Origin of the sequence: Clavibacter nebraskensis NCPPB 2581, from assembly GCF_000355695.1 — a bacterium.
Taxonomy (GTDB): domain Bacteria; phylum Actinomycetota; class Actinomycetes; order Actinomycetales; family Microbacteriaceae; genus Clavibacter; species Clavibacter nebraskensis.
In genome coordinates, this window is record NC_020891.1 from 274991 (window position 1) to 285993 (window position 11003).

Below are 11003 nucleotides of genomic sequence, written 5' to 3' on the forward strand. Positions count from 1 at the left end.
CCCCGTGCGGCCCGCCGCGCGCCCCTCCCGGGTGCGCCGCGGGCCGTCGTCGTGTCCGGCCGGGATCAGACCGCCGTCACCCGCAGGATCGCGATCGACTCGGGCAGCATCAGCGGCGCGTGCAGGCCCGAGGCCCCGAGCGCGCGGCCCGTCAGCTCGACGCCGCCCCACCAGGCCGGCGCGACGAAGCCCGGCTCGGGGGTGCCGACGCGCACGGGCTCCACGCGGTAGCGGCGCGCGGGATCCAGGCCCGGCAGCAGGACGCGGCCGCGCGGCGAGACCTCGGAGCGGCCGATCGACGCGAGGAAGAACAGCGCGGAGCCCGCGTCCTCCGCGACGGCGCCGTAGACGAGCAGCGTCGGGTCGCTCTCGTCCGCGCGGACCACCGTGCCCGAGTGCATGAGCGCGCGCTCCTCCTTGTAGAGGGCGATCCACGCCGCGAGGTCCGCGTTCTCTTCGTCGGTCGCCTGCGCGAGGTCCCACTCGATGCCGAGGTGGCCGTAGAGCGCCGAGCCCGCGCGGAACGCGAGCCGGTGCGCGCGGCCCGTGGTGTGGCTGACACCGGACGCGATGTGGGAGCCGAGCAGCTCCGGCGGGAGGAGCTGCATGGTCCAGCGCATCATCGTCTGCCGGTCGAGCGGGTCGATGCAGTCGGAGACCCAGACGCGGTCGGTGCGCTCGAGCACGCCGAGGTCGACGCGGGATCCGCCCGAGGAGCACGACTCGATCTCGAGGCCGGGGAAGCGCGCCTTCAGCTCGTCCATGAGGCGGTACGCGGCGAGCGTCTGCAGGTGCACGCCCGCCTCGCCGCGCGGGGCGATGCCGGCGTCGACGAGGTCGCGGTTGTGGTCCCACTTGATGTAGGCGATGTCGTTCTCGGTCAGGATCGCGGTCATCCGCTCGAGCACGTGGTCGTAGGCCGCCGGGATCGCGAGGTCGAGCACCTGCTGGTCGCGGGCGCGGACGGGGAGGCGGCCGCCGGTGGCCATGATCCACTCCGGGTGGGCGCGCGCCAGGTCGGAGTCCTCGTTGACCATCTCGGGCTCGAACCAGATGCCGAACTCCATGCCGAGGCCCTGGACGTGGTCGATGATGGGGCGCAGGCCGTCGGGCCAGACGTCCTCGTCGACGTACCAGTCGCCGAGGCCGGCGTGGTCGTCGCGGCGGTGGCGGAACCAGCCGTCGTCGAGCACGTAGCGCTCGACGCCGAGGGCGGCGGCGCGATCCGCGAGGTCGGTGAGGCGCGCGAGGTCGTGGTCGAAGTAGACGGCCTCCCACACGTTGATCGTCATGGGCCGGTCGCGGCGCGGGTGCGTGTCCCGCGCGCGCAGGTGGCGGTGGAAGCGGGCGGCCTGGTCGTCGAGGCCGTGGCCGTACGCGGCGTACACCCACGGGCTCGCATACGCCTCTCCCTGCGCCAGGCGCACCTCGCCGGGCAGCAGCAGCTCGCCGCCGCCGATCACCTGGCGGCCGGTGGAGAGGCGCTCGGCGTAGTGGCGGTGGTTGCCGCTGAAGGCGACGTGCACGCCGCGGACGTCGCCGTACCGGAAGCCGAAGCCGGGCGTGCCGACGGAGAGGAGGGTCGCCGCGTCGGGGCCGGTGCGGCCCTTGCGGCCCTCGCGCTCGTGGATCCCGACCACGAGCTCGCGGCGCTGCGGCGTGCGCTCGAGGCCCCACCGGCCGGCGAAGTCGAGGATCTCGCGGGCCTCGGCGGGCAGCGGCAGCGCGAGCGTGACGCCGCCGACGGAGTAGATCCCCTCGCCCGTGTTGGTGACCTCGGCGCGCGTGCGGACGAGGCCCGACGGCAGCAGCTCGACGTCGAGCGCGAGGCCGAGGCCCGCGACCTCGTCGACCGCGTCGACGTGCACGAGGGCGGGGCCGGCGGACGCGGATCCGGGCCGGCCGTCGACGCCAGCGGGGAGCGGGTCGCCGTCGACGGAGGCGGACGTGACGCGGAACAGCGGCGACCAGTCGGCGCCGTCGCGGTGGCCCTCGAGGCCGGGCTTGCCGGTCCAGGAGGTGTGCGCCTCGGGGAGGATCGCGAGGCGGATGGGGTCGTCGGCGACGCTGCCCGCGATCGGCTCGACGGCGGCGAGCGCCAGCGTCGCGAGGTCGTCCGCGGTGGTGTCGCCGAGGCCAGCGCCCCAGTGCACGACGGCCGGCAGGCGGCCCTCCGTGAGGTCGAGCACCAGGGAGACGCCGGACGCCCGGAGGTGGAGGAGGGCGGAGGGGACGGCGGTGTCGGGCATGGGGCTCCTCGCGTCGATGCGGGTGGGATGCCCCCATCCTCGCGGGTCGACGGGATGCGCGCGCCGAGGAGGCGCGCGTGCCGTCAGTCCAGGTCCTCGAGCCCCGGGACGGACGTGCCGTCCTGCCGGTCGGCGGTCACGCGCGTGCTCGACTGCGACTGGCGGGCGCGGACGGTGAGCGCCCGGATCCGGTCGACGGCCCCCGGGGCCCGCAGCTCGTCCTCCGACGGGCCGACCGGCTCCACCACGATCTGGCTGGCCGGGCCGATGAGGATCGCCACCTCGCCCACGCCGCCCTGGGGCAGCCACACGGGGACCCGCACTGTCTCCGCCGCCGCGCCCTCGCGCGCGAGCGCCTGCGCGCACTCGACGACGGCACGGGCGATGTCGTCGCCCGTCAGGTAGCGCCCGTCGGCGTAGTGGATGGTGTGCACGCCTCCAGTGAAGGCCATGCCATCCGCGCCGCATAGGGGCTTGTCGGCAGCGGCCCGGGGGTGGAGGGTCCGCCGCGCGCGGGGCGGCAGCGCGCCCTCGGTACGCTCGGCGGATGACCTACGTCGCTCATCCCGATCGCTACTCGTCCATGCCGTACCGCCGCTCCGGCCGCTCGGGCCTCAAGCTCCCCGAGCTGTCGCTCGGCCTCTGGCACAACTTCGGCACGGCCCGCCCGATCGACACCCAGCGCGCCATCGTCCGGCGCGCGTTCGACCTCGGGATCACCCACTTCGACCTCGCCAACAACTACGGCCCGCCTCCCGGCAGCGCCGAGACCGCGTTCGGCCGGATCCTGGCGGATGGCCTCCGCCCGTACCGCGACGAGATCGTCATCTCCTCCAAGGCCGGCTACCTCATGTGGGACGGCCCCTACGGCGAGTGGGGCTCCCGCAAGTCGATGCTCGCGTCGCTCGACCAGAGCCTCGGGCGCATGGGCCTCGAGTACGTCGACGTCTTCTACTCGCACCGGCCGGATCCGGAGACGCCCATCGAGGAGACCATGGGCGCGCTCGCGACCGCGGTGCACCAGGGCAAGGCCCTCTACGCCGGCATCAGCAACTACTCGCCCGAGCAGACCGAGCGCGCGGTGGCGGCGCTCGCCGAGCACAAGGTGCCGCTGACCATCCACCAGCCGAGCTACTCCATGTTCAACCGGCACGTCGAGGGCGGGCTGCTGCCCGTGCTGGAGGAGGCGGGATCCGGCTGCATCGTGTTCTCGCCGCTCGCGCAGGGGCTGCTCACCGACCGGTACCTGTCCGGATCCATCCCCGCCGACTCGCGCGCCGCCACGAGCGGGTTCCTCGACGAGTCCGCGGTGTCGTCCGTCTACCTCGAGCGGGCGCGCGGGCTGCAGGCGGTTGCCGAGGGGCGCGGGCAGACGCTCGCGCAGCTCGCGCTCTCGTGGGTGCTCCGGCACCCGGGGATCACGAGCGCGCTCATCGGCGCATCCAGCGTGGAGCAGCTGGAGCAGAACGTGGCCGCGGCCGGCGCCCCCGCGATGACGGACGACGAGCTGGCGGCCATCGAGCCGTTCGCGGTCGACGGCACCGGGCGCTGATCCGCGGATGACGGACGCACCCGCCCCCGCCGCCCTCGCCGACCGCGTCGCGCGGCTGCTCGACGCGCAGGGGATCGTCGACGGCCACGACGACCTCGCCTGGGCGCTCCGCAAGCGCGCGGTGCGGGATGGCGGGCCGAGCGCGTCCGTCGGCGACGACGTGATCGCGCGCCTCGCTGTCGAGGATGCCGTGCCCGGCCTGCACACCGACGTGCCGCGCCTCGCGCGCGGCCGAGTCGCAGCGCAGTTCTGGTCGGTGTGGGTGCCGGACCTGCCCGGGATCGACCCCGTGCGCTCGACCATCGAGCAGATCGACGTGGTGCGCCGCATCGTCGCCGCGCACCCGGACCGGCTCGCGCTCGCGGTGACGGCCGACGACGTGGACCGCGTCGTCGCGTCCGGCCGCGTCGCGTCGCTCCTCGGCATGGAGGGCGGCCACTCGATCGGCGGGTCCCTCGGCGCGCTGCGCACCATGCGCGCGCTCGGCGTCCGCTACATGACGCTCACGCACAACGCGAACGTGGCGTGGGCCGACTCCGCGACCGACGCGCCCGTGCACCACGGGCTGAGCCCGGCGGGCGAGCGCGTGGTGGGCGAGATGGAGCGCATCGGCATGCTCGTCGACCTGTCGCACGTGTCGGCCGACGTGATGCGGCACGCGCTGCGGATCGCCCGGCGGCCCGTGCTGTTCTCGCACTCGGGCGCGCGCACCGTGTGCGACGTGCCGCGGAACGTGCCCGACGACGTGCTCGAGTCGCTGCCGGCGAACGGCGGCGTCTGCATGGCCACGTTCGTGCCGCAGTTCGTGTCGCCCGCGGTCGCGGCGTGGCACGACGAGACGCTGGCGCTCGCGGTGGCGGAGGGCGTGGATCCGCGCGACCACGAGGGCGTGCAGGCCGTCGCCGCGCGCCGGCCCGGGGAGCGGCCGCGCGCGACGCTCGCCGACGTCGTGCGGCACGTGGAGCGGATCCGCGAGGTCGCCGGCCCCCGGCACGTGGGCCTCGGCGGCGACTACGACGGCATCGACCGCACGCCCGACGGGCTCGAGGACGTCTCCTGCTACCCGGCCCTGATCGCCGCGCTCGCCGAGCGCGGCTGGTCGGACGACGACCTCCGCGCGCTCGCGGGCGGCAACGCGCTGCGCGTGCTGCGGGGCGCGGACGCGGACGACGACGTGTCGCGCGGGGCGGCGGACGCGGGGGCGCTGGCGTGAGCGTCGACGCCGGATCCGCGGTCGGAGCCGCCGCCGTCGCCGCGATGGACCCGCGCGCCGCGGCCGCCCTGCTCGACGACCTGGCCGACCGCGGCTGGCCGGCCGAGCACCGCGAGCGGTATGCGGGCTGGATCCTCCGCGCCGCCGGCGGCGTGACGAAGCGCGCGAACTCGGCGCTCCCGGTCGGCCCCGTCGACGACCCGGACGCCGCTCTCGACGCGGTGGAGGCGTTCGCGCGCGACCACGGGATCGACGCGTGCGTGCAGGTGTCGCCCGCGTCGGAGCCGTCCGACCTCCCGGCGCGGCTGGCATCCCGCGGCTACGTCGCCGAGGCGCGCACGCTCGTGCAGGTGGCCGACGCGCACGTCGTCGCCGACCGGCTCGCGGGCGCCCGGCACGTCGATCCCGCGCTCGCGGTCACGGTCGCGGACGCGCCCGACGACGCCTGGCTCGACGCGTGGTGGAGCGTCGACGGGCGCGGCGGATCCACGGAGCTCGCGGTCGCGCGCGGGATCCTCGAGCGTGGCCCGGCCGTGCACGCCGCCGTCCGCGACGGCGACCGCGTCCTCGCGACCGCGCGCCTCGCGCTCGTGGGCGGCTGGGGCGGCCTCTTCGCCGTCGCGACGCGCCCCGACGCCCGCCGCAGGGGCCTGTCGCGGGCGGCCATGGGAGCGGCGGTCCGGGCGGGCGCCGCGCGGGGGATCACCGACCTCTGGCTGCAGGTCGTGGCCGAGAACCGCGGGGCCCTGGCCCTGTACGACGCGCTCGGCTTCGTGCCCGCCTCGCGCTACGAGTACTGGGCCCGCACCCGCCAGCCGTCCGACGCGACGAGGTCGGCGAGGAACCCGGCGTAGACGCCCGGCTGCCCGGCGAGCTCGTCGTGCGCGCCGCGCTGCGCGAGGCGGCCGCCGTCGAGCACGAGGATCTCGTCGGCGCTCCGCACGGTGTCGAGCCGGTGCGCGATCACGAGCAGGGTGCGGCGCCCGCGCAGGAGCCGGATCGCCTCGGCCACGGCCGCGGCGCTCTCCGCGTCGAGCGCCGCCGTGGCCTCGTCGAGCACGACCACGGGCGCGTCCTTCAGGAGCACGCGGGCGATCGACACGCGCTGGCGCTGGCCGCCCGAGAGCTGGCGGCCGCCCTCGCCCACGGGCGTGTCGAGGTCGAGCCCGTCGCCGAGCGGAAGGCCGGCACGGCGCAGCGCGTCCGTGACGGCCGCGTCGTCCGCGTCCGGATCCGCGATGCGCACGTTGTCGCCGAGCGTGCCCGCGAGCAGGTGCACGTCCTGGAAGACGGTGGACACGTGCGCGGCCACGTCCGCGAGCGCCATGTCGCGGACGTCGACCCCGCCGATGCGCACGGCGCCGCCGGTCACGTCGGCGGCGCGGGCGACGAGCCGCGCGACCGTCGTCTTGCCGGATCCGGATGGCCCCACGAGCGCGGTCATGCGGCCCGCGGTCAGCGTGGCGCGGAGATCGGACACGGCGTCGACCGGCGCGCCCGAGTAGGCGAAGGAGACCCCGTCGAGCTCCACGTCGGATCCGTCGGGCCGGCGCGTCTCCTGGGGTGCGCGCTCGGGGATGGGGGCGGCGTCGAGGATCCGGCCCACGGCACGCAGGTCGCGGCGGGCGGCACGTACCCCGACCGCGAGCTCGGCGGCCTGCCCGACGAGGTCTGCCGCGTGGAACACGAGCACGAGCACCGCGATGGTGCGTCCGGCGTCCGCGGGGCCGAGGAGGGGAGCCACCGCGACCACGAGCGTCACGACGAGCGCCATGCGCAGGGCGGCCCCGAACGCGACGAGGCCCGCCACGGTGCGGCCGATGAGGGCGCGCGCGGCCGACCGGCGGCGCACGAGGATCGCGTCGAGGAGGCCCGCGTCGCGCCCGGTGCGCCCGTGCGCCCGCAGCACGTGCTGCGCCTGCGCGAACTCCACGATGCGCTCGCCCGCCTCGGTGTCCGCCGCGGCGCGCTCGGCGTCGGCGCCCTGCGCGACCATGCCGCCCCAGCGCAGCGCGAGGGCCACGAGCGGCGCCAGCACCAGCAGCGCGATGCCGAGCGGCGGGTCGATCGCGAGCAGCCCGGCCGCGATCACGGCGGGAACGACGGTCGCGGTGATGAGCGGGCGCAGCAGGTACGCGGGCACCCCCATCGACGCCAGCACGCTGCTGCCCGCCGCGGACGTGAGCTCCGCCCGATGCGCGGAGTCGAACCACGCGAGCGGCAGGCGCACGACGTGGTCGCCGATGCGGTGGTGAAGTACGTTCGCAGCCCGCACGCCAGCGCCGAACGCGGCTGACTGCGCGCCGGCCTGCACGGCCAGATGAGCGGCGGCGAGCACCAGAAACAGGCCTATCCACGGCCACGCGGCCGACGGATCCGCGCCGAAGAGGCGCTCGAGCACCGGCACGAGCGCGAGCGCCGCGGCGCCGTGCAGCACGGAGGCGGCGACCATGCGGATCACCACGGGGCGGAGCTCGCGCTCCGCGTCCGGGCCGAGGGTCCTCCGCAGGTCGTCCATCGCGCGCATCAGCGGTCCTCCTCGGGGGTGGGGGCGGGGGCGGGGGTGGGGGCGAGGGTGGCGCGGAGCAGCCGTGCGTACGGGCCGTCGTGCGCCAGCAGCTCGGCGTGGGTGCCGCTCTCGGCGATGCGACCGGCCTCCATCACGACGATGCGGTCGGCGTGCTCCACGCTCGCCAGCCGGTGCGCGACCACCAGCACGGTGCGGCCGCGCGTCGCGTGCTCCAGGGCGCGCTGCATGCGGGCGGCGGTCGACGGATCCGCGTGCGCCATCGGCTCGTCGAGCAGGAGCACGGGGCAGTCCGCGACGAGCGCGCGGGCGAGCGCGAGCCGCTGGGCCTCTCCTCCGGAGAGGGCGGTGCGCGGATCCAGCACGGTCGCGTACCCGTCCGGGAGCGCGGCGATCACGTCGTCGATCTGCGCGATGCGGGCGGCGGCGCGCACCTCGCCGAGCGATGCGTCCGGGCGGCCGAGGCGGAGGTTCTCGAGCGCGGTGTCGCGCAGCAGCACGGTGTCCTGCAGCACGCAGCCGACCTGGACGTGCCAGGCGGCGGCGGTCGCATCGCGCACGTCCACCCCGCCGAGCTCGACGGTGCCGCGCGTGGGCAGGCGGAGGCGCGCCACGAGGGCCGCGAGGGTGGACTTGCCGGATCCGGACGGGCCGACGAGCGCGGTCACGGATCCGGGCGGCAGGTCGAGGTCGATGCCGTCGAGCACGTCGCGCTCGCCGTCGTACGAGAAGCCGACCCCGCGGAGCACGAGGCCCGCGCCGCTCCGCACCTCCGGCGTCCGCGGGTGCTCGACGGACGGCTCGACGGGCGCGCGCAGCACCTCGTCGACCGAGGCCGCCGCGTCCACGGCGCCGCGGATCGCCTGCACGCGCGGTCCGATGGCGCCGACGGGCGCCGCCATCGCGGGCGCCAGCAGCAGGAACGGTGCGAGGTCGGCGGCGGGCAGCGCGCCCGCGGCGACCATCGCGCCGCCCACCGGGACGACCAGCGCGAGGACGCCGAGCGGCGAGACGGTGAGCCACGACGCCGTGGTGGCGGCCGTGGTGCGGGCGACCCAGGCGCCGAAGAACGCGGCGAACGCATCCACCGCCTCCGTGTAGCGCGCGTGCGCCCGGCCGGGGCGGCCGAAGGAGCGCACCACCTGGATCCCGTCGGCGAACTCCACCACGCTGCCCGCGATCTCCCCGGCCGCGCGCCCGTACTCGGCCATCGAGGACATGGCGCCCGCCATCGCCCGCGCGAACAGGGCCATTCCGGCCACGAGCGGCAGCAGGCAGACGAGCGCGAGCGGTACGTCGACGGTGAGCAGGTAGACGAGCGACGCGACGGTGACGACCACGAGCCGCGTCGCGTCGAGCAGCGTGTGCGCGACGAGCGCGTGCAGCGCCGCCACGTCCCCCTGCACCGACTGTCGCACGCGGCCGGCGTCGTGCGCGTCGAACCAGGAGAGCGGCACGCGGCCGAGGCGCGCGACGACGCGGCGTCGGAGATCCAGCTGCAGGTCGGCGTCGGCCAGGTGCGTGAGCGTGTCGGCGGACGCGCTGAGCACGAGACCCGCGATCCCCGCGGCGGCGGCGGCGACCACCCAGCCCCACGCGGGCGGGCCGCCGGGGTCCGCGACCAGGGCGCGGCCGATCTCGGCGACCGCGACGAAGGCGACCAGCCCGCTCGCGGACGCGACCGCCTGCACCGCGACGGCCGCGACCAGGCGCCCGCGGACGGCGCGCACGGCGTCGGCGACGGTCGCGGGGGCGTCCGTCGCGGGATCCGCGCGCGCCTCCCGCTGCGCCGTCGTCGCGTCGCTCATCGGCGCAGCACCGCGACCTCCGTCGCCGCGTCCTCCATCCCGCCGCGGAGCGCGCTCCACGGTCGGCCCGCCTCGCGTGCCAGCGTCGCCGCGTCCAGGCTGTGCCATTCGTATCCCCCCATGACCTCGCGTACCGCCCTCGTGCCGTCGAGCACGAGCCAGCGGGTGGTGAACCGGGTGGCGCCGTCCCGGCCGGGCTCGGCCGTGGTCCACCACTCGTAGGTCTGCGTGCCGATGCGCTCGCGCAGGAGCCGCGTCGGCGGGAGCGCGCGGGCGCTCGTGCCCATCAGGTCGACCACGATCACGCCGCCGGGCTCGAGCCGCTCGAGGCAGCGCCGCCAGAGGCCAGCGCGGTCGGCGCCGCCGAGGTGCCCGGCCACGCCGATGAGCACGACCGCCTGGATGCGGTCGGGCAGCGTCAGCTCCTGGGCCGTCTCGGGGCGGATGGTCACCCGGTGGCGGAGCGCCGGATCCTCGTGCACGCGGCTCCGCAGCACCGCGCGCATCACGGGCGAGGGCTCGGCCGCGAGGATCGGCGCGTCGGGGAGCAGCGCGGCGATCAGGCGCGTGATGCGGCCCGTGCCGGCGCCGATCTCCACGACGGTCCCGGGGGCGTCGGGCGCAGCGGGGGCGCCGACCGGCTCGCCCGCCGAGGTGCCCGCCAGCGCCTCGGCGAGCACGCCCGCCATCGCCTCCGTGTGCCTCCGGGCCACGAGGTCGTAGAACTCCGCGCCGGGGGAGTAGTCCTGCAGGTCGAGCGTCACGGGAACATCGCCTCCGCCTGCGCGGGGAAGGCCAGCGCGGGATCCAGCCGGGAGACGAGCGCCTCCACGACCTCCGCGCGCCGGGCCTGGAGGTAGAAGTGGCCGCCGGGGAACACCGCGAGGTCGGCCCCTCCCGCGCCGCCGGCGAGCCGGTGCCACGCGTCGGCCTCCGCGGGTCGCAGCTCGGGATCCGCGTCGCCGCTGAACACGCTCAGCGGGCAGCGGGGATCCGGCCCCGGTGCGGTGCGGTGCGTCTCCACGAGCCGGTAGTCGTCGCGGAGGCAGGCGAGGACCGTGCGCCGCATCTCGGCGTCGGCGAGGATCTCCGCCGCGGTCCCGCCCTGCCGCTCGAGGTCGGCGAGGAGCACGTCCTCGTCCTGCAGGTGCAGGGTGCCGCCCCACCGCACGGTCGGCGCGCGGCGGCCTGACACGACGAGCCGCACGGCGGGGCGGTCGCGCGCGGCGAGGAGGCGCGCGGTCTCGTAGGCCACCAGGGCGCCCATGCTGTGGCCGAAGAGCACGACCGGCAGGCGGTCGGTCAGCGCGGCGACGGCGTCGGCGATCTCGGCTGCGAGGGCGTCGAGGTCGCGGGGCAGGGGGTCCCCGAAGCGATCGCCCCGGCCGGGGTACTGGACGCCCACCAGCTCGACGCCCGCGGGGAGGAAGGGCGCCCAGCCGCGATGCGCCGTGGCCGCGCCGCCCGCGTGCGGCAGGCAGACGAGGCGGATGCGCGCGTCGGGCGCCGCCGCGAGCCGCCGCAGCGGGCCGGGCGCGGCGCGCGGGGTGTCGATCATGGCTGCTCCTCGTGACGGGGGCGGGCGGGCGGTCGCCGCGGTCGACGCGACGGAGGCGGTCGGGGAGGAGCGTAGCCCTTATTGAGAACCATGTGC

The 11003-nt window shown here is 76.6% G+C and carries 9 protein-coding genes; 3 read left to right on the forward strand and 6 right to left on the reverse strand.

Annotated elements, in window-relative coordinates; translation table 11 throughout:
• Positions 1–65: 65 nt before the first annotated feature.
• Together CMN_RS01390 and CMN_RS01395 are read right to left on the reverse strand one after the other, a co-directional pair.
• Positions 66–2249, reverse strand: coding sequence for an alpha-galactosidase (locus CMN_RS01390; protein WP_015489080.1), 2184 nt, complete (start codon positions 2247–2249; stop codon positions 66–68).
• A gap of 83 nt (positions 2250–2332) precedes the next feature.
• The gene (locus CMN_RS01395) at positions 2333–2701 is read right to left on the reverse strand and encodes a hypothetical protein (RefSeq protein WP_015489081.1); all 369 of its coding nucleotides are present in this window, start codon (positions 2699–2701) and stop codon (positions 2333–2335) included.
• A gap of 95 nt (positions 2702–2796) precedes the next feature.
• Between CMN_RS01395 and CMN_RS01400 the strand changes: the two genes are divergently transcribed.
• From CMN_RS01400 to CMN_RS01410, 3 genes are read left to right on the forward strand one after another with little or no spacing between them, the layout of a single operon-like run.
• The gene (locus CMN_RS01400) at positions 2797–3801 is read left to right on the forward strand and encodes an aldo/keto reductase (RefSeq protein ID WP_015489082.1); all 1005 of its coding nucleotides are present in this window, start codon (positions 2797–2799) and stop codon (positions 3799–3801) included.
• 7 nt (positions 3802–3808) lie between these two features.
• Positions 3809–5014, forward strand: coding sequence for a dipeptidase (locus tag CMN_RS01405; RefSeq protein WP_015489083.1), 1206 nt, complete (start codon positions 3809–3811; stop codon positions 5012–5014).
• Positions 5011–5868 (forward strand): GNAT family N-acetyltransferase, encoded by an 858-nt coding sequence (locus CMN_RS01410; protein ID WP_015489084.1) that lies wholly within the window; start codon positions 5011–5013, stop codon positions 5866–5868. The genes CMN_RS01405 and CMN_RS01410 overlap by 4 nt, the downstream gene beginning before the upstream one ends.
• Here CMN_RS01410 and CMN_RS01415 read toward each other — a convergent pair.
• From CMN_RS01415 to CMN_RS01430, 4 genes are read right to left on the reverse strand one after another with little or no spacing between them, the layout of a single operon-like run.
• The gene (locus CMN_RS01415; protein ID WP_015489085.1) at positions 5802–7541 is read right to left on the reverse strand and encodes an ABC transporter ATP-binding protein; all 1740 of its coding nucleotides are present in this window, start codon (positions 7539–7541) and stop codon (positions 5802–5804) included. The two genes, CMN_RS01410 and CMN_RS01415, sit on opposite strands and share 67 nt — an antisense overlap.
• Complete coding sequence (locus CMN_RS01420) at positions 7541–9349, reverse strand: ABC transporter ATP-binding protein (protein WP_015489086.1); 1809 nt, start codon at positions 9347–9349, stop codon at positions 7541–7543. The genes CMN_RS01415 and CMN_RS01420 overlap by 1 nt, the downstream gene beginning before the upstream one ends.
• Positions 9346–10113, reverse strand: a complete 768-nt coding sequence (locus tag CMN_RS01425) for a class I SAM-dependent methyltransferase (protein ID WP_015489087.1) — start codon at positions 10111–10113, stop codon at positions 9346–9348. The genes CMN_RS01420 and CMN_RS01425 overlap by 4 nt, the downstream gene beginning before the upstream one ends.
• Positions 10110–10907 carry a thioesterase II family protein gene (locus CMN_RS01430; RefSeq protein ID WP_015489088.1) on the reverse strand — a complete coding sequence of 266 codons (798 nt, stop codon included), beginning with the start codon at positions 10905–10907 and terminating at the stop codon, positions 10110–10112. Before CMN_RS01430 ends, CMN_RS01425 begins: the two co-directional genes overlap by 4 nt.
• Positions 10908–11003 lie beyond the last annotated feature (96 nt).